The 20,951-nt window shown below is 70.4% G+C and carries 20 protein-coding genes and 1 pseudogene; 11 read left to right on the forward strand and 10 right to left on the reverse strand.

Features of this window, described 5'->3' with window-relative positions:
- Positions 1-618, forward strand: a pseudogene (locus tag ACK5KK_RS14195) (hypothetical protein); the annotation flags it as partial.
- Between the two features lie 101 nt (positions 619-719).
- Here the strand turns inward: ACK5KK_RS14195 and ACK5KK_RS14200 are convergent.
- A complete protein-coding gene (locus ACK5KK_RS14200) occupies positions 720-1,322 on the reverse strand; it encodes a hypothetical protein (RefSeq protein ID WP_416890737.1) in 603 nt (200 codons plus the stop codon).
- Between the two features lie 76 nt (positions 1,323-1,398).
- On the opposite strand from ACK5KK_RS14200, the gene ACK5KK_RS14205 reads away from it, so the two are divergent.
- Positions 1,399-1,806: a cupin domain-containing protein gene (locus ACK5KK_RS14205; RefSeq protein WP_416890738.1), complete on the forward strand. Its 408-nt coding sequence runs from the start codon at positions 1,399-1,401 to the stop codon at positions 1,804-1,806.
- Between the two features lie 115 nt (positions 1,807-1,921).
- Here the strand turns inward: ACK5KK_RS14205 and ACK5KK_RS14210 are convergent, their stop codons facing one another.
- Genes ACK5KK_RS14210 through ACK5KK_RS14225 form a run of 4 tightly spaced genes read right to left on the reverse strand, consistent with a single transcriptional unit; the run spans position 1,922 to position 5,050 of the window.
- A complete protein-coding gene (locus tag ACK5KK_RS14210) occupies positions 1,922-2,443 on the reverse strand; it encodes a GNAT family N-acetyltransferase (protein WP_416890739.1) in 522 nt (173 codons plus the stop codon).
- Positions 2,440-3,291 (reverse strand): class II fructose-bisphosphate aldolase, encoded by an 852-nt coding sequence (locus tag ACK5KK_RS14215; RefSeq protein WP_416890740.1) that lies wholly within the window; start codon positions 3,289-3,291, stop codon positions 2,440-2,442. The genes ACK5KK_RS14210 and ACK5KK_RS14215 overlap by 4 nt, the downstream gene beginning before the upstream one ends.
- Positions 3,288-4,229, reverse strand: coding sequence for a 1-phosphofructokinase family hexose kinase (locus tag ACK5KK_RS14220; RefSeq protein ID WP_416890741.1), 942 nt, complete (start codon positions 4,227-4,229; stop codon positions 3,288-3,290). Before ACK5KK_RS14220 ends, ACK5KK_RS14215 begins: the two co-directional genes overlap by 4 nt.
- Positions 4,226-5,050: a DeoR/GlpR family DNA-binding transcription regulator gene (locus ACK5KK_RS14225; protein WP_416890742.1), complete on the reverse strand. Its 825-nt coding sequence runs from the start codon at positions 5,048-5,050 to the stop codon at positions 4,226-4,228. The genes ACK5KK_RS14220 and ACK5KK_RS14225 overlap by 4 nt, the downstream gene beginning before the upstream one ends.
- 163 nt (positions 5,051-5,213) lie before the next feature.
- Here ACK5KK_RS14225 and ACK5KK_RS14230 point away from each other — a divergent pair, with 163 nt between their 5' ends.
- From ACK5KK_RS14230 to ACK5KK_RS14265, 8 genes are read left to right on the forward strand one after another with little or no spacing between them, the layout of a single operon-like run.
- Positions 5,214-6,503 carry an ABC transporter substrate-binding protein gene (locus ACK5KK_RS14230; protein WP_416890743.1) on the forward strand — a complete coding sequence of 430 codons (1,290 nt, stop codon included), beginning with the start codon at positions 5,214-5,216 and terminating at the stop codon, positions 6,501-6,503.
- A 4-nt stretch (positions 6,504-6,507) separates the two neighbouring features.
- A complete protein-coding gene (locus ACK5KK_RS14235; protein ID WP_416890744.1) occupies positions 6,508-7,473 on the forward strand; it encodes a carbohydrate ABC transporter permease in 966 nt (321 codons plus the stop codon).
- Positions 7,466-8,353: a carbohydrate ABC transporter permease gene (locus ACK5KK_RS14240; RefSeq protein ID WP_416890745.1), complete on the forward strand. Its 888-nt coding sequence runs from the start codon at positions 7,466-7,468 to the stop codon at positions 8,351-8,353. Before ACK5KK_RS14235 ends, ACK5KK_RS14240 begins: the two co-directional genes overlap by 8 nt.
- Positions 8,354-8,392: 39 nt before the next feature.
- The gene (locus tag ACK5KK_RS14245; RefSeq protein WP_416890746.1) at positions 8,393-9,565 is read left to right on the forward strand and encodes a Gfo/Idh/MocA family protein; all 1,173 of its coding nucleotides are present in this window, start codon (positions 8,393-8,395) and stop codon (positions 9,563-9,565) included.
- On the forward strand, positions 9,562-10,503 hold the full coding sequence (locus ACK5KK_RS14250) for an ROK family protein (protein WP_416890747.1): 942 nt from the start codon (positions 9,562-9,564) through the stop codon (positions 10,501-10,503). The genes ACK5KK_RS14245 and ACK5KK_RS14250 overlap by 4 nt, the downstream gene beginning before the upstream one ends.
- A complete protein-coding gene (locus ACK5KK_RS14255; RefSeq protein WP_416890748.1) occupies positions 10,496-11,623 on the forward strand; it encodes an SIS domain-containing protein in 1,128 nt (375 codons plus the stop codon). The genes ACK5KK_RS14250 and ACK5KK_RS14255 overlap by 8 nt, the downstream gene beginning before the upstream one ends.
- On the forward strand, positions 11,620-12,663 hold the full coding sequence (tdh, locus tag ACK5KK_RS14260) for an L-threonine 3-dehydrogenase (RefSeq protein WP_416890749.1): 1,044 nt from the start codon (positions 11,620-11,622) through the stop codon (positions 12,661-12,663). The genes ACK5KK_RS14255 and tdh overlap by 4 nt, the downstream gene beginning before the upstream one ends.
- A 2-nt stretch (positions 12,664-12,665) precedes the next feature.
- The gene (locus ACK5KK_RS14265; protein WP_416890750.1) at positions 12,666-13,847 is read left to right on the forward strand and encodes a glycine C-acetyltransferase; all 1,182 of its coding nucleotides are present in this window, start codon (positions 12,666-12,668) and stop codon (positions 13,845-13,847) included.
- Between the two features lie 162 nt (positions 13,848-14,009).
- On the opposite strand, the gene ACK5KK_RS14270 is transcribed toward ACK5KK_RS14265, so the two are convergent.
- From ACK5KK_RS14270 to ACK5KK_RS14290, 5 genes are read right to left on the reverse strand one after another with little or no spacing between them, the layout of a single operon-like run.
- The gene (locus ACK5KK_RS14270) at positions 14,010-15,386 is read right to left on the reverse strand and encodes an amidohydrolase family protein (protein ID WP_416890751.1); all 1,377 of its coding nucleotides are present in this window, start codon (positions 15,384-15,386) and stop codon (positions 14,010-14,012) included.
- Positions 15,387-15,407: 21 nt separating this feature from the next.
- Positions 15,408-17,015 (reverse strand): ABC transporter permease, encoded by a 1,608-nt coding sequence (locus ACK5KK_RS14275; RefSeq protein ID WP_416890752.1) that lies wholly within the window; start codon positions 17,013-17,015, stop codon positions 15,408-15,410.
- Positions 17,012-17,791, reverse strand: a complete 780-nt coding sequence (locus ACK5KK_RS14280; protein WP_416890753.1) for an ABC transporter ATP-binding protein — start codon at positions 17,789-17,791, stop codon at positions 17,012-17,014. The genes ACK5KK_RS14275 and ACK5KK_RS14280 overlap by 4 nt, the downstream gene beginning before the upstream one ends.
- Positions 17,791-18,822, reverse strand: coding sequence for an ABC transporter substrate-binding protein (locus ACK5KK_RS14285; RefSeq protein WP_416890754.1), 1,032 nt, complete (start codon positions 18,820-18,822; stop codon positions 17,791-17,793). The genes ACK5KK_RS14280 and ACK5KK_RS14285 overlap by 1 nt, the downstream gene beginning before the upstream one ends.
- Positions 18,823-18,844: 22 nt before the next feature.
- Positions 18,845-19,756 (reverse strand): nucleoside hydrolase, encoded by a 912-nt coding sequence (locus tag ACK5KK_RS14290; RefSeq protein WP_416890755.1) that lies wholly within the window; start codon positions 19,754-19,756, stop codon positions 18,845-18,847.
- Between the two features lie 194 nt (positions 19,757-19,950).
- Here ACK5KK_RS14290 and ACK5KK_RS14295 point away from each other — a divergent pair, with 194 nt between their 5' ends.
- Positions 19,951-20,928, forward strand: coding sequence for a substrate-binding domain-containing protein (locus tag ACK5KK_RS14295; RefSeq protein WP_416890756.1), 978 nt, complete (start codon positions 19,951-19,953; stop codon positions 20,926-20,928).
- Positions 20,929-20,951: the final 23 nt, after the last annotated feature.

Raw genomic sequence — 20,951 nt, forward strand, 5'->3', positions numbered from 1 at the left:
GACAAGGTGGATCGCCTCCGCGACCCGACAAGTGGACTGCTGCCCCACCGGATCGATGCCGACGGCACGGTGCGCGAGGGTCCGCGGGGTTCATCCCTCGCGATCATTCACACGTTCTTGCCCGAGCTCACCCCAACGGCGGCGACCGATTGGGCGAGCTTCCACAGCCGCTTCGTCACGCGGGAGGCGGGGCTGATCGGCATCCGAGAGTATCCCGCCGGAATGAGCGGTTTGGGTGACGTCGACTCCGGGCCGCTCGTTCTCGGGGTGTCGCTGTCAGCTTCCGCCGTCACCCTGGGGGCGGCGCGCGCGAACGGCGACGCCGCCCTTGCCATGGCGCTCGACCGGGAGGCAGAGTTCCTGGCCCTCCCGTGGGAGTGGGCCGGGCGCCGCAGCTTCGTCGCCGGCGTCCTCCCGGTCGGCGATGCGTTCGTCGCGTGGGCGCGCAGCGTGCCGCTCGCCGATGCGTCCGAGCCCTCGCCGGCGACCCCGTTCGCCTGGAGCCTCGCCCTGCTGACCGGGATGCTGGTCGCCCCGATCGTCCTCGCACCGGCCGTGTATCTCCTGCTTCGCCGACGACGACGTCACCGAGCGGCCGCCCGCCCGCCGGCCCGATGAAGGGCCGCGCCGCGCGCTGAGCCCCGGCATCCCGCGCCCCGGGGAGGAGAACCGCACTCGGGAGGGCGCTTCCCCGGGGCGGGGGATGCTGGACCGGCGGCTCAGTCCTCGTGCGTGCGGCGGGCCAGCTGCACCGCGTCGTCGTCGGTGGGCTGGGCGCGCACCAGCGGCAGTGTCGCCCAGACGACGAGCAGCAGCACAACAGCCATGGTCCCGGTGACACCCGCCGCCGGCAGCAGTGCCTCTCCCCCGGTCACCCCGGCCATGACACACGCGGCTATGACCGCGCCCACCAACGTCGCGGGGACCAGCAGGTTCGGGAAATCCCCGCGATCGACCAACTGTCCGCAGCGCGGGCACGGCACCGGCCCGGGCAACGTCCGAACCGTCCACGGCGAGAACGCGTGCAGCCCACAGTGCGGGCACCCGGTCCCGAGCAGGGCGTCCCTGAGCGACGCGCCCCGCTGACGTGCCTTGTCGATGCGGTGCATGACGATGCCGTACCCGGCGAGCAGCCCGGGGGCGAGAAGGAGCAGGTTGAGCGCGATCCCGACGGCGATCGGCCCGGCCGCCTCGCCCAACCCCAACAGCAAGCCGAGCAGCATCAGCGACCCGATCAGGACGACGACCATGAGAACGACGAAGTACGCCACGGCCCACTCCCTCCGCACGAACACGCGTTGCCGGGCGACCACCTCACCCACCTGATGTGAACTGTAGTCGACACCCACGCCCCGAGCGCCCTCACGCGGCGACCGCGTCGGGGACTATCGTGGCGGCATGGCAGGCTACGACATTCTGGAAATGGGAAGCACCGAGACCTGGGGTGGCTACACGGGAGTGGCACCGGGCAAACGCTTCGTCGACAAGGAGATGCCCGCGCAGTACATCGGGATGTCGGCGAACTCGCTGGCGCCGGGCGGTTCCGCCCCGTTCTGGCACACCCACTTCGCCGTCGAGGAGATGTACGTCTTCCTCACCGGCACCGGCCAGATGGCCCTGGACGACGAGATCGTCGATGTGAGCCCGGGCACGGCGGTACGGGTGGGACAGGGCGTGTGGCGCGCCTGGCACGCCGCCAGCGACGGCCCTCTCACCTGGCTGTGCATCCGCTCCGGCGGGGCCGAGTTGGCCGAGGTCGGTCTCGACGGCGAACGCGACCTGGAGCGGCCCCTCCCCTGGACCTGACCGGCCGCCGCCCCCACGACCCGTCGACATCCGCCTCGCCCGGGACGGATGGCGGTGTGCCGGGTCTGCGCACGTCGGCGGCAGCCTGCGGGGGCCCGGGCGGAGGGAATGCGGATCAGCGCAGCTTGCGCGCGTAGACGGCGTACCGCACGGCGGTGCCGTCGGGATGCCGATCGGTCGCCGACTCCTGGACACCGCAGAGCCCGAAACCGCACCGCCGCGCCACACCGACCGAGCCGACGTTCGCGGGCTCAGTGCGGATCACCGCGCGGCGGGCGACACCGCCGGCCGTCAGCCGTGCACACAACAGTTCGACGGCGGCAGCCGCGACGCCTCGGCGACGCGCCCACGGATGCACGGCATACGACACGTTGACGTCGCCCTGGCGAGGGAGGTCGCCGTTGTCGGGGTCGTACTCGACGAACCCGGCCAGCCGACCGTCGAGCCAGACCCCGAAGCCGCGGGCACCCCGACCCCGCGCGGCGTTCTGGGCGAGACGTGCGAAATGCCGCCGCGTCGTATCGACCGTGCCCGGCTCGCCGGTGAGCCACCGGATCGTCTCCTCATCCTCCCCGGCGTTGTGCGCGTCGACGTCGGCGTCGGTCAACGCCCGCAGCACGATCGCGTCGCCGGTCACCTCGCGAGCACCGCCTCCCCGGCGAACAGCCGCAGCATCCGCTCGGCCTCGGCGGCCACCGCGGCACGCCCTTCGCGGACATAGCGACGCGAGTCGACCAGCACGGGGTCGGCGTCGAGCACGCCCCGCACCGCCCGGCTGAAATACCCGTTGAGGTGTGTGGACACGTTGATCTTCGCCATACCCGCAGCGATCGCCGCCCCGATCACGTCGTCGGAGACCCCCGACGAGCCGTGCAGGACGAGCGGCACCGGCAACGCCGCCTTCAACCGGCCGATCAGGTCGAGGTCCAGCTGCGCGGTGCGTGCGGTCATCGCGTGCGACGAGCCCACGGCGACGGCCAGCGCGTCGACCCCGGTGGCGGCGACGAACGACTGCGCCTCGCCGGGGTCGGTGCGCACGCCCGGCGCGTGAGCGCCGTCCTTGCCGCCGATCTCGCCGAGCTCACCCTCCACCGACACCCCCGCCGCGTGGGCCGCGGCGACGACCCGCGCCGTCGCCGCCACGTTCAGGTCATACGGCAGCGCCGCACCGTCGAACATGACCGACCCGAATCCGAGGGCGATGGCCTCATCGACGAGCTCTTCGCGGTCGGCGTGGTCCAGGTGCACCGCGATCGGGGCGGCCGACGCGCGCGCGACGGCGAGCGTCGCGGAAGCGATCGGGGCCAGCCCGCCATGGTAGTCGGCACAGTTCTGCGAGATCTGCAGAATCACCGGAAGTCCGGCGTTCTCGGCGGCGCGCGCGAGCGCTTCGGCCGTTTCCAGGTGGATGACGTTGAACGCTCCCACGGCCGCACCGCGGGCATCGGCGGCGGCGACCAGGTCGCGGGTCAGGGCGAGGGTCACGGGTTCTCTTCCCGGTAGGGCGTCACGGTGACGCGGTTGATGAAGTCGGCGTGGCGCGGCGAGATCGTCCCGGCGGCCGGTTCGAGCACGGCCGCCGCCGACCAGGAGACGGCCGCGCGCAGCAGCTCTGCCGGATCGGTCTCGCCCCGGGCGAGCAGGACGGATGCCGCGGCGACGGCGGCATCGCCCGCGCCGGTGGGATTGCCCGCCAGCACCTCGGGGGGACGGCAGTGCAACACCGGACCGTGCGCCGGAACCGCGAGCATCCCGTCGCCGCCGAGCGAGGCCAGCACGAGGCGGGTGCCGCCGCGCAACAGCGTGCGAGCGGCAGCCACCGGATCAGAGAGCCCCGTGGCCTCGGCCAGTTCGGCGTCGTTGGGCTTGAGGACGGTGGCACCGGCCTCAGCCGCCGCCGTCAGCGCGGCGCCGGAGGTGTCGACGATCGCGGGGAGACCGCGACGCGCGGCCCGGGCCACGAGGTCGGCGATGAGGGACACGGGGCTGCCCGATGGCAGGCTGCCCGAGACGACGAGCACGGCCGAATCGGAGAGCGCGTCGCAGGCGAGCTCCACGAGCGACCGCCACGCGACGGCACCCGGGTCGTCGCCGCACTCGTTGAGGACGGTCGCGTCGCCGGTGGCATCGTCGACGATCGCCACCGAACGACGAGTCGCCGGCCCCACCCGCACCAAAGCGTGCGGCACCCCCGACATGCTGAGCTCCGCCGCGAACTGGGCACCGGTCGCCCCTCCCGCCGTGGTCAGGGCGAGCACACGAGCGCCCTGCTGGTGGGCGACGCGGGCGACGTTGAGCCCCTTGCCGCCCGCGCGAACCGTGGCTGCCGGCACGCGGCAGCTACCGCCGACGAGCATCCTCTCCGCGTGCCACGTCATGTCCAACGCGGGGTTGGGGGTGACGGTGACGATCCTTCCCGTCATCGCATCGCCGCCGTCATGACGTGCACCCGAATGCCGAGGTCGCGCAGCTTCTGTACCTCGACCGGGTCGGCGCTGGCGTCCGTGACCAGGTCGTCGATGTCGGTCGCCGGCACGATGCTCGCAACGGTCACCGCGCCGATCTTCGCGCCGTCGGCGACGACGACGGTGCGATGGGCCTGGGCGACCATCGCCCGGTTCGTCCGCGCCTCGGTCTCGTCGTGTGTGGTGGCTCCGGTGGTCGCGCTGATGCCGTCGACGCCGAGGAAGGCCGTGCCGATGTTGACGGCGGTGAACGTGTGCTCGGCGAGCGCCCCGACGAGCTCGAACGAGTGCGGGCGCATCACACCACCGGTCATGATCACCTGCAGATGGGGATGGCGACCGACCTCGCTGGCGGCCGTGAGGGAATTGGTGACGATCGTCAGCTGGCGACGGTTGGCCAGAGCGCGAGCGGTCTCCAGCGTCGTGGTGCCGCCGCTGAGGGCGACCACCTGCCGCCCCGGCGCGACGAGCTGGGCGGCGCCACGCGCGATCAGCACCTTCGCTTCGGGCACGCGGGTGTTGCGCAGCGCCATCGGAAGCTCCAGCGCGGACTCGACGGCGGCGACACCGCCGTGAGTGCGGCGCAGCAGACGCTGCTCCTCAAGTTCTGCGACGTCTCGGCGCATGGTCGCCGCAGACACGCCCAACTCTGCGGCGAGATCGGCGAGGGAGATCGTGTCGCGCTCGCGCAACCGCGCGAGCAGGGCAAGCATACGTTGCGAGCGATTCAGGCGGGCGCTCGGCGGAACCTCGACGTTGTGCACGGTACTAGAGGACATCTCGGGCGGTTATCGCGCAATACATGAGCGTTAAACGCTCAGTTTTCGTGATCATTGCGAGCGCACGCGTTGAAGTCTGCACACGAGGAGGGTTACCGTCCCAGCAACGCACATCGTGACCGGCGGAAATCCCCCGGCAGTCATGCTCGAAGGAGAACCTGACATGCGTATGTCCTCCCCCCGGGTGCGCGGAATCGCCGCCCTGTCCACCGTGGCTGCGGCCGCACTCGCACTCACCGCGTGCTCCGGCACGACCAGCAGCGACACGACCAGCACCGCTGCGGCGGATGAGCCGGTCACCCTTTCCTACGCCATCTGGGATCAGAACCAGCAGCCGGCGATGGAAGAGATCGTCGCGGCGTTCGAGAAGGAACACCCCAACGTCACCATCGACATCCAGCTCACCCCGAACAAGGAGTACTGGACGAAGCTGCAGACGGCGATCGCCGGCGGCTCGGGTCCCGACGTGTTCTGGATGAACGGCACCCACTTCCAGCTGTACGCCGCCAACGGCGTGCTCGCTCCGCTCGACGGAGGACTGGTCGACACAGCCAACTATCCGCAGTCGCTCGTCGACCTCTACACCTTCGACGGCACCTCGTACGGTGCCCCGAAGGACTACGACACCATCGCCCTCTGGTACAACAAGGACCTGTTCGACAAGGCCGGCGTCGACTACCCGACGGCCGACTGGACCTGGCAGGACGCGCAAGAGATCGCCGCCAAGCTCACCGACAAGGGTGCGGGCGTGTACGGCTTCGCCACGCCGCCGTACAGCCAGGAGTACTACTACGACACGATCGCCCAGGCGGGCGGGTTCGTGATCAGCCCCGACGGCACCAAGACCGGGTACGACTCCCCGGAGGCGCTGAAGGGCATCGAGTACCTGCTCTCCTACATCGAGGCAGGCAGTTCCCCGACCGCGCAGCAGATGACCGACACCTCGCCCGGTGACATGTTCATCTCCGGCAAGATCGCCATGCTGCAGACCGGCTCGTGGGACGCGATCGGCTACAAGGAGAACCCCGACATCGCCGACAAGGTCGACGTGCAGGTGCTGCCGGCCGGTCCTGCCGGGAACCAGAGCGTCATCCACGGTCTGGCCAACGTCGCCAACGCGGCCAGCCCCAACGTCGAGATCGCCAAGCAGTTCGCCGCGTTCGCCAGCGGCGAGCAGGCCTCGCAGATCCAGGCCGCCAGCGGCACCGTGATCCCCGCCTTCAACGGCCTCGCCGAGACGTGGGTGCAGTCGATGCCGAACTTCAACCTGAAGGCGTACGTCGACGAGGTCGACACCTCGGTGCCCTACCCGGTGTCGAAGAACACCTCGGTGTGGACCGGCGCGGAGGGCGAAATCCTCTCGCAGGTGTGGGCAGGCAAGCTCTCCGCCGCTGACGGCCTGCAGCAGCTCGCCGACGCGATGCAGAAGGCACTCGACGAAGAGAACAAGTGACGCCATGTCCGACCTGATCGCACAGCGCACCAGCGCTCCGATCGCAGAGCTGGACCGGGGGCGCACCCGCGCCCCCGGTTCCCGCCGGCGTCGCAGCCCCGGGCGCTCGCCCTGGTGGGCCCTGCTGTTCATCGGGCCCACCGCGCTCGGCCTGTTGGCCTTCTACATCTGGCCCACGATCCGCACGTTCATCATCTCGTTCACCAAGACGGGACCGTTCGGCGGGTCGGAGTTCGTCGGCATCGACAACTACCTGCGGTTGGCTCAGGACCCCGAACTCATCGGAGCACTGTTCAACACCGCCAAATACACGGTCATCGCGCTGATCGGCATTCCGATCGCGATCGCCATCGCGGCACTGCTGAACACAGCGGGCCTGCGCGGGCGTAGCGCGTACCGCACGCTGTACTTCATCCCCGTCGTCACGATGCCCGCCGCGATCGCGCTGGTGTGGCGCATGATCTACAACGGCGACTACGGCGTGCTCAACCAGTTCCTGGGGATCTTCGGCATCCCGGGCAATTCCTGGCTGACCGACCCCGACACGACCCTGATCGCCATCGCGATCGTAGGCATCTGGGCGGGCCTGGGCACGAACATCGTCATCTTCTTGGCCGGCCTCCAGGGCATCCCGGACACCATCCTCGAAGCCGCCGACCTCGACGGCGCCGGCCCGATCCGCAAGTTCTTCTCCATCACGATCCCGCTGCTGAGCCCCTCGATCTTCTTCGTGAGCGTCATCAGCGTCATCGGCGCCCTGCAGGTGTTCGACCTGGTGTACATGATGCTCGGCCGGAACAACCCGGCCATGCCCAACACCCGCACCATCGTCTACCTGTTCTACGAAGCCGGGTTCATCGACAACGACCGCGGGTACGCGGCCGCGGTCGCCTTCCTGCTGCTGATCATCATCCTGATCCTGACCGTCGTGCAGTTCCGGCTGCAGAAGAAGTGGGTGCACTATGAGTGACGTCGACGTCGACCTCGACACCCGCGCCATGACCACCTCGTCATCGGCTCAGCCGCCGAAGTCGCGGCGGCGCGGACACTGGATCGTCCACACACTGCTGGCCACCGGCGCGCTGGTGATGATCTTCCCGTTCGTGTGGCAGACCCTCACGGCGTTCAAGACGTACGGGCAGTCGGTCTCGGTGCCCCCGGTGATCCTCCCCGACCCGTGGGTGTGGACCAACTTCGGCGAAGTGTTCGAGTCCATGCCCTTCGGCCAGATGTTCATGAACTCGGTGCTGCTGACGGTGCTGCGCACCGTGGGGCAGGTCGTGCTGTGCACGATGGCCGGCTACGGGTTCGCACGTATCCCCTTCAAGGGCCGCACGGTCGTGTTCGTGCTCTTCCTGTCGGTGCTCATGGTGCCCTCGCAGCTCTATCTGCTGCCGCAGTACGAGATCATCCAGTCGCTCGGCTGGCTGAACACGCTGCAGGCACTCGTGGTCCCCGGCATCTTCAGCGCGTTCGGCACGTTCTTGATGCGGCAGTTCTTCATGTCGATGCCCGCTGAGCTCGAAGAAGCGGCCCGCATAGACGGCGCGAACCCGTGGCAGACGTTCTGGCGGGTCATGCTGCCCCTGGCAAAGCCCGGGATCATCGCCCTCGTCGTGTTCACCGTACTGTGGTCGTGGAACGACCTGCTGTGGCCGCTCGTGGTGACGACCGACCCGACCAAGATGCCCCTTTCGGTGGGTCTGTCGCAGCTGGTCGGACTGCACTCGACCGACTACCCCGTCCTGATGGCCGGCGCCCTGCTGGCGACCCTGCCGATGCTGGTGACCTTCATGATCCTGCAGCGCCAGTTCATCCAGGGCATCGCATTCTCCGGCTCCAAGGGCTGATCCCCCGGTCGCCCGACCTCCACACCACCAAGGAAAAGCATGACGGATCTCGCTATCGGGATCATCGGATTCGGCGCTCGCGCCCGACTCCGCGCCGGGGTGCACCACCCCGGCAACGGTTCGCGGATCACCGCGATCTGCGACCTCTCGGACTCGGCGCGCGCCTCGGCGCGCGCCGAGTTCCCGGAGGCGCGCGTCACCGACTCGATCGATGAACTGCTCGCCAGCGGCCTCGACGCGGTGATGGTGCTCACCCCCGACGACACCCACGCACGGATCGCGATCCGTGCGCTGGAGGCCGGCGTGGCCGTGTTCTGCGAGAAGCCACTCGCGATCGACCTCGACGACGCCGACGAGATCTTGCGCACGGCGCGCCGCACCGGTACCCGGCTGTACATCGGCCACAACATGCGGCACATGCCGGTGATCACTCTCATGCGCCAACTGATCGCCGACGGACGCATCGGCGAGGTGAAAGCGGTGTGGTGCCGGCACTTCGTCGGCCACGGCGGCGACTACTACTTCACGGACTGGCACGCCGACCGGCGCCACACGACCGGGCTGCTGCTGCAGAAGGGCGCGCACGACCTCGACGTCATCCACTGGCTCGCCGGCGCCTACACCGACCGGGTCGCCGCGATGGGCTCGCTCAGCGTCTACGGCGGCATCACCGACCGCCGCGACCGGTCCGGCGAGCGGATGCCGGACTGGTTCAGTCTGGACAACTGGCCGCCCACGTCGCTGACCGGCCTGCATCCGACGATTGACGTCGAAGACATCTCGATGGTCACGATGCACTTGTCCAACGGCGTGCTGGCCTCCTACCAGCAGTGCCACTTCACGCCCGACTACTGGCGCAACTACACCGTCATCGGCACCGAGGGCCGCATCGAGAACCTCGGTGACGAGCCCGGGTCGACCGTGGCGCTGTGGAACCGGCGCCACCACAACTCGGCCGAGCCCGACGAGTCCTTCGTCGTACCGACCATCGCCGACGGCGGCCACGGCGGCGCCGACACCCTGTTGATCGCGGAGTTCCTGCGGTTCGTCCGCGACGGCGGCATCACCGAGACCTCACCGGTCGCCGCACGCGAAGCGGTCGCCGCGGGCATTCTCGCCACCGAGTCCTTGCGCTCCGACGGGTCGGCGCGCAACGTACCGCCGCTTGAAGACGACGTGATCGCCTACTTCGAGCGAGGACAGACACCATGACCGGTCCCGCCCGCGTCGTGGCCGTCGACGTCGGTGGCACCTCGATGCGCGCGTCGGTCGTCGACGACACCGGCCGTAGTGGCGCCGTCCAGACCCGCCTCACGCCCGTGGCGGACGGACCGGATGCCGTCGTCGATGCCGTGCTCGATCTGGCCACGACCGCCGCCGCCGCCAACCCCGGCGTGGCCGCAGTCGGACTCGTGGTGCCCGGCATCGTCGACACCGAGGCGGGTGTGGCGGTGAACGCCGAGAACCTGGGCTGGCGCGACGTCCCCTTCCGCCAGATGCTCAGCGACCGCGTCGGCCTCCCGGTCGGATTCGAGCACGACGTGCGCGGAGCCGGTCGGCTCGAGCGACGCTGGGGCGCTGCCGCCGGACCCGGTGACGTCCTGTTCGCCCCCGTCGGCACCGGGATCGCGGGCACCATCTGGCACGAGGGCAGGCTGCTGCGCGGCGGGTACGTGGGCGAGATCGGCCACATCGACATCGGCACCGGAGAGCGGTGCGCGTGCGGGTCGATCGGCTGCGTCGAGACCGTCGCCACGGCCGCTGCGGCGGTGCGGCGGTATCGCCGCCGCACCGGCATCCACCTTCCCGGCGCCGCGGACGTGCTCATCCGCGCGCGCCGCGGCGATGCGGATGCCGCGGCCGTGTGGGCCGAGACCGTCGACGGCCTGGCGGCGGCGCTCATCGCCTACGTGACGATCCTCGCTCCCGAACGCATCGTCATCGGCGGCGGGCTCTCCGAAGCCGGTGACGCACTGTTCACTCCCCTCCGTGAGCGCCTGTTCGAACGGCTCGCCTGGCGACGCCCACCAGAACTCGTGCCCGGTGCCTTCCGTAGCCACGCCGGTCGGTTCGGCGCCGCCATGACCGGCTTCGACGCCGCCGGCATCCCCGCCCACTTCACCCCGACAGGAGAAGACCCCCGTGTTTGACCACGACGATGTGCGAACCGCACAGGAGATCACCCAGCAGCCGCGCGTCTGGCGCGATGCCGGAGAAATGGTGCGCGCCCGACGCACCGCGATCGACGCGTTCCTGGCCCGCCACGCCGACGCACGCATCGTGCTCACCGGCTCTGGCACCTCGGCCTTCATCGGCCGCATCGCGGCGCCAGCGCTGACACGCGCGACCGGGCGGCGCGTGGATGCCGTCGCGGCGACCGACATCGTCTCCGCCCCGTGCGCCGCCTTCGCCGAGAACGTGCCCACCGTGCTGGTGTCGTTCGCCCGCTCCGGCCGTAGCCCGGAGAGCGTGGCGGCAACCGAACTCGCCGACCAACTGCTGACCGACGTGCACCACGTCATCATCACGTGCGATGTGACCGGCGACCTGTACCGGCGGCACTCGGCCCGCGCGGACGACCTCGTGCTGGTCACGCCGGACGGCACCAACGACGCCGGCTTCGCGATGACTTCGAGCTTCTCCTCGATGCTGCTGGTCGCCCTGCTCGTGTTCGCCCCGCGCGGCGACGAGGCCGTGGCGGCCCTGGCATCCGCCGGCGAATGGGCACTCAACGACGGCGGCACGCTGCCCGCTGAGCTGGCCGCCACCGGGTTCGCGCGGGTCGTATACCTCGGCAGCGGACCGCTCACCGGGCTCGCCCAGGAGTCCGCGCTCAAGCTACTCGAACTCACGGCAGGGCGCATCGTGGGCATGTTCGACAGCCCGCTGGGCTTCCGGCACGGGCCGAAGTCGATCCTCGACGACGACACCCTGGTGGTCGTGTTCGTCTCGGCGGACCCGTACACGCGGCAATACGACCTCGATCTGCTCGGCGAGCTCGTCGCGACCGCCGGCGCGCACCGGGTGGTCGCCGTCTCGGCCGAGCCGGTCGCGGTCGACGGCGCCACCGTGTGGACGCTGCCCGGGGTGGCCGGTCTCGATGACGCCGCCCTCGCACTGCCCTACGCCGTGTTCGCCCAGTCCCTCGCGCTCGGCCAGTCGCTGCGTCTGGGCCTCACACCCGACAACCCGTTCCCGAGCGGCGACGTGAATCGCGTCGTGCAGGGTGTCACGATCCACCGGCTCGACGCGGCGCCGACCGCATCATGAAAGCGCTGTTCGTCCCCGCACCCGGTGCGGGGTTCGAGTGGACCGACCGTCCGACGCCCGCGCCCGGGCCCGCCGATGTGCTGATCCGGGTGCTGCGCACCGGCATCTGCGGCACCGACCTGCACATCGAACGCTGGGACGAGTGGGCGGCCTCGAGCATCTCGACGCCGTTGGTCCCGGGCCACGAGTTCAGCGGCGAGGTCGTCGAGGTGGGTCCGCTCGTGCACGACATCGCCGTCGGCGACGTCGTATCGGGTGAGGGGCACATCGTGTGCGGCATGTGCCGCAATTGTCGCGCCGGGCGCCGGCAGATGTGCATCCGCACGCTCGGGCTGGGACTGCACCGCGACGGCGCGTTCGCCGAGTACGTCGTGCTGCCGGGGCAGAACGTGTGGGTGCATCACACCCCCATCGACCTGGATGTCGCGGCCATCTTCGACCCGTTCGGCAACGCGGTGCACACGGCGCTGGCGTTCGACACCGTCGGCGAGGACGTGCTGGTCACCGGATGCGGCCCGATCGGACTGATGGCGGTCGCGGTGGCCCGCCACGCCGGGGCAAGGTTCATCGTCGCCACCGACGTCAGTCCCGCTCGTCTGGAGCTGGCCGCGCGCATGGGCGCCGACGCGGTCGTCGACGTGTCGCGCGAAGCGATCGGCGACGTACAGCGCCGGTTGGGCATGCGCGAGGGTTTCGACATCGGGATGGAGATGAGCGGCGCAGCATCCGCGTTGTCGTCGATGATCGACAACATGACCCACGGCGGCCGCATCGCGATGCTCGGCCTGCCCCACGCGCCGTTCGCGATCGACTGGGGCAAGGTCGTCACGCACATGCTCACCCTGAAGGGGATCTACGGGCGCGAGATGTTCGAGACGTGGAACTCGATGAGCGCGATGCTGCAAACCAGTCCCGTTCTCGGTGAAAGGATCGCCTCGGTGATCTCACACCGGGTGCCGGCGCACGAGTGGCGCACCGGCTTCGAGCTGGCCCACTCCGGCGGCGCCGGCAAGGTCATCCTGGATTGGACGGAGGTCTGAACATGTACGGTGCGATGCGGGCGCAACTGCACGCCGAGCTGGCGGAGATCGAGGATGCCGGGCTCACCAAGCGCGAGCGGGGCCTCGAGGGACCGCAGGCTTCGACGGTCACGGTCGACGGCGCCGAGGTCCTGAACTTCTGTGCCAACAACTACCTGGGCCTCGCCGACGACCCTCGGGTCATCGCGGCCGCCCGCGAAGGTCTGGACCGGTGGGGGTACGGCATGGCGAGCGTGCGGTTCATCTGCGGCACGCAGGACCAGCACCGCGACCTCGAGGAGCGCTTGTCGTCGTTCCTCGGCTACGACGACGCCATCCTGTTCTCCTCCTGCTTCGACGCGAACGGCGGGGTGTTCGAGACGCTGTTCGGCCCCGACGACGCCATTGTCTCCGACGAACTCAATCACGCGTCGATCATCGACGGCATCCGGCTGTCGAAGGCGCGGCGGCTGCGCTACCGCAACCGGGATCTCGCCGACCTGGAGGCGCAACTGGCCTCGACGGCCGACGCCCGGCGCCGGGTGATCGTGACCGACGGGGTGTTCTCGATGGACGGGTACACCGCCCCGCTCGCGGAGATCTGCGACCTGGCAGACCGGTACGACGCGCTCGTGTTCGTCGACGACTCACACGCGGTCGGGTTCGTCGGCGCGCACGGGCGCGGCACGCCCGAGCTTTGCGGAGTGGAGGGGCGCGTCGACATCACGACCGGAACGTTCGGGAAGGCGCTGGGCGGGGCATCCGGCGGCTACATCGCCGCGCACCGCGAGATCATCGACGTACTGCGCCAGCGGGCGCGACCATACCTGTTCTCCAACTCGCTCGCGCCGTCGATCGTCGCCGGCACGCTCGTCGCGCTCGACCTCGTCGACACGTCGGGCGAGCTGCGCGAGCGCCTGGTGCGTAACGCCGCCCTGTTCCGCGAGGGGATGACGGCCGCCGGATTCACGCTGCTGCCGGGCTCACACCCGATCGTCCCGGTGATGTTCGGCGACGCCATCGTCGCCGACGCCATCGCGACCGACATGCAGCGCCGCGGCGTGTTCGTGACGCCGTTCTCGTTCCCGGTGGTGCCGCGCGGCCAGGCCCGCATCCGCGTGCAGCTGTCGGCCGCCCACACCGAGGAACAGATCCGGCACTGCGTCGCGACGTTCACCGCAGCCCGGGCGACCGTGGGCGCCTGAAGCGTGCCGCCCATCCCTCGCCCGCTCCCCCCTTCCCCCGCCCAAACCGCGAGACTACAGCGGCCGTATCCAGACCCCGCGGAAACCACAAGGTCTCGACAGCGCGCGTGTAGTCTCGCGGGTCGAGGGCGGGGGCGCGGGTCGAGGGGCGGGGGCGGGGGGTCAGGCGATGACGTTGGCCAGCTCGGCCTGGCGGGCGGCAGCGACGGCGCACACCCGCTCGTAATCCAGCGTCTGCACCTCGCCGTCCGAGACCACGACTTCGCCGTCGACGAGCACCGTCGTCACGTCGCGGCCGGATGCGCACTCGTACAGGAAGGCCTCCTCCGACGCGTAGGCGGCGGCATCGGGACCGGTCGTCGTCAGCAGCACCACGTCGGCGCGCTTGCCGACCTCGAGCGACCCGATGACATCGGACTGGCGCCCCGCGAGCGCGCCGCCGGTGATCGCCATCTGCAGCGGCTCCTCCGGTGGGATGCCGTTGCGGTTGTGGGTCGGCGTCGCCTCCACCAGCTGCTGCCCGAGCCCGGTGAGCATCGCGACCCGGAACATGTCGAGGGTGCCGAGCGTGGCCACCCCGTCGGTGCCGAGCCCCACCCCGACCCCGCGGCGCCACATGCGCGCGGCCGGCGCCGCCCCGATCGCGTAGTTGCCCTTGGCGCAGTGACACACCGTCACCCCGCGCACCGCAAACGACGCGATCTCGGCGTCGTCGACGAGGATCGAGTGCGCGCAGTGCAGAGTGCGAGTGAACACCCCCAGATCGATCAGATGATCCACGGGACGGCGCCCGAAGTGCTCCAGGCAGTAGTCGATCTCGTAGGTGCCTTCGGCGAGGTGCGTGTGCACCGTCACGCCGCGTCGACGCGCTTCGGCGTGGATCGTCTGCACCAGTTCGGGGCTGCACGTGATCACCTGCCGCAGCGACATGCCCCCGGTGACGCGCCGCGACCCGTCGACCTCGGCCGGGAACGCCTCGACGACCTCGATGTTGCGGGCGACGGCCTCCTCGGCGGTCATGATCATCGACGGCGGCACCCGCGACCCACCGTCCATCGTCGAAGCGGTCACCGTCGCGCGGATGCCGGCGCGCTGCGCTGCCTCCCCCATTCGCTCCGGATGCGGTCCGCCCGCTTCCAGCACGTTCGTCGTGCCGGTGCGCAGCATGGTGGCGTAGGCGAATTCTCCCGACAGCGCGATGTCGTCGGGGCTCAGGGCGGCCTCGAATGGCAGGTAGTACTCGCGCCACGTCGGCACGCGCAGCCGCGTGCGCTGCTGCAGAGTGGCGAGCATGCCGCGCATGAGCGACTGCGCGGTATGGAAATGGGCATCCGTCAGCCCCGGGATCGCGATCTGCCCGCCACCGAACACGCGCTGGTCGGCGCTCCACCGTGCGGTCACCTCGGCGGTGCTGCCGCGGTCGACGATCACCCCGTCCCGGATCGCCAACGCACCGTCGGCGATCACGGTCGCGTCGCGGTCGAAGGTGACCAGGAAGACGTTCTGAATGATCGTGTCGGCGTGGGTGTCGGGTCTCAACGGGTCTCCGTTCCGGCGAGGTCAGAACGCCACGCCGAGGCGACGGGCCACGGCGCGGTCGATCAGGTCGATGAGGGTGTACAGCACGAGCACGAAGATCACGATCAGCACGCCCGCGCTCCACAGCGTGTAGTAGTCGGCGTTCACCGCCGCCAGCGTGATGAGGTTGCCCCATCCGTTGCCGGTGGCCAGCCACTCCGCGAGCATCGCGCCGCTGACCGCGGCGGGCACGGCAATGCGGGCGGATGCCGTGATCGCCGGCACGGCGTAGACGAGCCGCACCCGCAGCGCGGCCGTCAGCGACGACCCGCCCGAGGCGCGGATGACGTCGAGGGCGTTCTCGGGGGCCGCCCGCAACCCGAGGATCACGGTGACCAGGGTGGGGAAGAACGTCACCAGGGTGACCAGCACCGTCACCCCGAGTAGTCCCCGGCCGAACAGCAGCACAATCAGCGGGGTCAGGGCCACCAGCGGCATGGAGCGCAGGATGATCGCGAACGGCATCGCGACCTGTTGCAGCCCGGGCACCGCCACCCGCAGGATCGCCCCGGCGACGGCGACGAGGGTACCGACGACGAAACCGACGCCCGCATGCACCGCGGTCTGCCCGGCGGCGACGAAGAACGCGTCCCAGAACACCGATGCCGGTGCCCCGGTGATGGGGTTTCCTTGCGTGACGAAGGTCACGACGTCGGCGGGGTCTTTGATGAAGAACGCGTCCAGGTGGAACAGCGGGCGCAGCGACCACCAGAATCCGATCAGCAGGACCGCCGAGGCCACGCCGCCCGCGACCGCCTGCCACCGGCTGATCGCGACCTGCTCCGACCCGGCCACCGACGAGCTGACGGTGGCGCCCTTGCCGGCCCACGGAAGCAGCCATCTGGCGAGCCCCGTGACCAGGGCGTAGCCGAGGGTGGCGATGAGGCCGATCGTGATCGCGATGACCCACACCCGATCGGTCAGCAGCGCGTCCTGCGCGTTGACGAGGATGGCGCCCAAGCCCCGGTCGGCGCCGAAGAACTCGGCGATCAACGCCCCGAGGATCGCCGCGGGCACCGCGATCTGCAGACCCGCGATGAGGCTCGGCAGCGCCGACGGGATGCGCACGAACCGCAGCCCCGCCCAGCGCCCGCCCCCCGAGGCGGCGACGACGTCGAGCGCGCGCTCGTCGGTGGAGCGCAGCCCGAGCAGGATGCCGATGAGCAGCGGGAAGTACACCTGCAGCGCGGCGATCATGACGCGCGCGGCGTCGCCTTGCAGCGTCACCACGATGATGGGCGCGATCGCCACGAACGGGATGACGTGGACGACCACGGCAACGCGGACGACGATCGGTTCCAGAACGGGCGCGAGCACGCTGATGACGGCGAGCGGCACGATCGCGAGCGTGCCGAAGAGGAAGCCCTGCGCGGCGACCCACAGGGTGGGGCCGATGTTGGCCGCCAGCAGCGGCCCGTCGGCGGCGAACTGCGCCGCGAGCTCCCACGGGTACGGCACCAGGTGGCGTCCCTGCAGCAGGGTGGCCAGCAGCAGCCAGACCGCGAGGGCGGCGAGCACGATCGCGATGGCCTGCGCCGCGTGACGCCGCCGCTCGGAGGCGGCGGGAAGCGCCGTGAGCAGGCTGGTCACGGCGCGGCGCTCTCGTGCGTGGCGGTGAACAGCAGCCGGGAGAGCTGATCGGTCAGCGCGTGGAACGCGTCGTCCTGCTGCACCTCGGGGGTGCGCGGGCGCGGCAGCGGGATGTCGATGTCGGCGACGATCCGCCCCGGCCGCGCAGCCAGCACGTAGACACGGTCGCTGAGGAACACGGCTTCGTCGAGCGAGTGGGTGACCAGCAGCGTCGTGGTGGGACGCTCGGTCCAGATGCGCTGCAGTTCGATGTTCATCTGCTGCCGGGTCATGTCATCGAGCGCCCCGAAGGGCTCGTCGAGCAGCAGCACGTCGGGTTCGAGCACCAGGGAGCGGGCGATCGCGACCCGCTGACGCATACCGCCGGACAGTTGCGCGGGCCGCGCCCGTTCAAACCCGGTGAGCCCGGTGAGCGCGATCAGGTCGGCGATGGCCTTCCGGTCCACGCGCGTGCCGGCCACCTGCAGCGGCAGGGCGATGTTGGTCTCGACACTGCGCCACGGCAGCAGCGCCGCGTCTTGGAAGGCCACGCCGATGGCGTGCGCCGCCCGCACCTGCTCCGGTGAGGTGCCGAGCACCGACACCTCACCGGAGGTGGGAGCGTCCAGCCCCGCGAACATGCGCAGCAGCGTGGATTTGCCACAGCCTGAAGGCCCGATCAGCGCGACGAACGATCCCGCGGCGGTGCGCAGCGAGACGTCGTCGAGCGCCGTCACCGTCTGAGTTCCGGTGGTGAACGTCTTGGTGACGTGGGAGGTCTCCAGGCCGACGGTCATTACTGGCCCTGCACCGAGAGGTCGAACATCTCGCTGGCGTCGATGTCGAGGCCGATCGTGTCGAAGAACGCCTGCTGGCTGGCGACGCCCTCTTCGGTGACCCGCATGACGCCCTGCGCCTGCGTGCCGTCGGTGGCCAGCTCGGCCCAGATCTGCGCGGCGGCCTTCTGCTGGTCGAGGTCGAGTCCGAGCTGCTCGCCGTACTCGTCATAGACGATCTGCGCGGCGGCGGCCGGGTCGGCGACGGCCGTCTCGAGCCCGCGGGTCACGGCGGCCAGCATCCCCTCGATGACGGCGCGCTTGTCGGGGTCTTCCAGCGAGTCCTTGTGCACGACGAGCAGGTTGCTCCACCGGTTGTAGCCGTAGTCGGCGAGGCGGATGACGTTCGTCTTCAGCCCCTGGGCCTCGATGGCGACCGGCTGGTTCGGCAGGGTCCCTGACATGGCGTCGACCTCGCCGGAGACCAGCGCGGCCGGGTCGGAGCCGGTCTGCACTTCGTCGACCTTCGTCTCGTCGACGCCGGTGAGCTCGAAGAACGGGGTGTACACGCGGGCGTCGGTCTGCGACATGCCGAAGCGCTTGCCCTCCAGGTCCTTCGGCTCGGTGATGCCGCTGTCGGCGAGGGTCACGATGGCCGACGACGAGGTCTGGTAGGTCGCCCCGACGGCGACCAGCGGCGCACCGGCCGCGATGCTGTTGGCGAGCCCCTCGCTGGACATGTTGCCCATGAGCGCGTTGCCGCTGACGATCTGCGCGTCGATGGTCACTTCGGGTCCGCCGGGGAGGATGGTGACCTCGACGCCCTCTTCGGCGAAGTACCCGTCGACGGCCGCGACGATCGGCGCCATCGACTCGACGTTCGGGAACCAGCCCAGCTGGAACGAGCCCTCGGCGAGCGGGGCCATGGCCTCGTCGGTGGCGGCGGGCTGGGCGTTGCCGCTGCAGCCGGCGAGGCCCACCACGGCCACGGCGGAGACGACGACGGCGGCGAGTCCCGCGCGGGCGCGGGACAACGGGGAGCGAGTGTGCATGAGGGTACTTTCTGTGTGCGGGTTACAGGGTGTACAGGGAGGTGGCGCGGGCCCGGTCGATGGTCATCGGCAGCCGGACGGCGGGGCGGTCGGGGTGCGCGTCGCGCCAGTCGACGGCGGTGAGGCCGTGGTCGAGTCCGCCGCCATAGCCAACGACGACCGGATGCCGTTGCTCGGTGACGACGACGCGATGATCGAGCGCAATCGCCATCGCCAGCGGGTCGACGCGACCGAAGTCGTCCTGCGCCGCGTAGCCGGGCTCGGTCGCGGTGCGGTGGTCGTGGATCGCCCGGAGCGTGCGAGCGGCGGCGGAATCGCCGGGCCAGAAGGCCTCGACCTCGGCGCGAGTGAACCGCTCGGTGAGGGTGAGGTCCCACGTGATCAGGGTGAGGTCGCGCACGGCGCTGTAGACGATTTCGGATGCCACCGGGTCGGCGTACACGTTGAACTCGGCGTTGATGCTGGCGTTGCCATATCCGGCGGGGCTGCCGCCCATCGCGATCATCGGGCCGATGCGTTCGGGCACGGAGGGGTCGAGCCGGATCGCGAGCGCAAGGTTGGTGAGCGGCCCGAGGGCGACGATCGTGAGGTCGCGGCCGTAGCGGCGCGCGGCATCCACGATCGCCGTGGCCGCCGGGGTGGACGACAGCGGCGAGATCGGGCCATCGCCCCAGTCGAATCCGGCCATGCCGTCGTCGCCGTGGATGTGGGCCGCGGCGACGGCCGGTCCCACGAGGGGGCCGGCCGCCCCGCGGTGCACGGGCACGTCGGGCGAAATCGCCCCGACGAGCAGCCGTGCATTCTTCGTGACCTCGTCGATGCCGACGTTGCCGGCGACCGTCGTGACGATCAGATCGGCGGCGGGGACGCGACCCAGCGCCATGGCCAGCGCGTGCGCGTCGTCCAAGCCGGGATCGGTGTCGATCAGCATCATTGCGAGCTCCAGGGGGAAGCTAAACGATTTCGCACCACTATATACTGATCACGACCGGTCACGCGAAATCGAATTCGCATCGGTGACCGATATATCCGCTCCTGCGCCCGTCGATCCGCCCGACCCGCCGGAGTCTCATCGAGAACGAGGTGTTCGTGGCGCGCGACAATCCCCAGAGGCCGACACTGTCGGACGTGGCCACCGCGGCGGGTGTGTCGCAGGCAACCGCGTCGAAGGCGCTGAACGGGCGCGCCCGCGTCGACGCGCGCACCCGGGCGCGGGTGCACCAGCTGGCCGAGGAGCTCGGCTACCGCCCCAACGTGCGCGCGCAACGGCTGCGCACCGGCCGCTCGCACGCGGTGGCGCTCGTGACGGCACTGCCGGCCGAGGTCGTCTCGGCGGCATCCGAACTGGGCTTTCTGCTGGAGATCTCGCTGCCGGTCGCGCAGGCGTGCCTGCAGCGCGGATACTCGCTCATGCTCGTGCCGCCGGTCTCGGACCTGCGCGCCCTCGACGCACTCGATGTCGACGGTGCGGTCGTGCTCGATCCGCGCGTGGACGACGCCATCGCCGCCCGGCTGCAACTGCGCGGGGTGCGGGTGGTGACGGTGGGTAAGGCTTCGCCGTCGGTGTCGGACGGTTCGCTCGATCGGGGCCCGGCCGGCATCGACGTGATGCTGCGCCACCTCGTCGAGCGGGGCGCACGGCACGTCGGAGTGCTGCTGAGCACCGAGCCGTTCTCGGTGACCCGCGGGCTGCTCGACTATCTGGAGGCCAATGCCGACCCGGGCGTGCGCTACACGGTGCTGCGGGCATCGGCCGCCGGCGGAGAGGATGCCGGGTACGTCGCCGTCCGCGCCGCCCTGGAGGCCGACCCCACTCTCGACGCGATCTACGCGCCGCTGGACGCGTTTGCGGTGGGGGCGGTTCGCGCGGCGGACACGCTGGGGCTGCACGTGCCCGACGAGGTGATGGTGGCCACCAACTACGACGGCCGCCGCGCCCTGCACTGCTCCCCCCAGCTGACCGCGCTCGACCTGCACCTGCCCGAGATGGGCCGCGGCGCCGTCGACCTGTTGTTCCGTGCACTCGACGGGGAGGACGCTCCCGAGGCGCCCGCCCCCGCCCCCACCGTCATCCCGCGCGCCTCGACCGCGCGCACCACCCCCTGACCGGGCACCGCCGGAAGGAACCC

It is taken from the genome of Microbacterium sp. (assembly GCF_047972865.1).
In the GTDB taxonomy this organism is placed as follows: domain Bacteria; phylum Actinomycetota; class Actinomycetes; order Actinomycetales; family Microbacteriaceae; genus Microbacterium.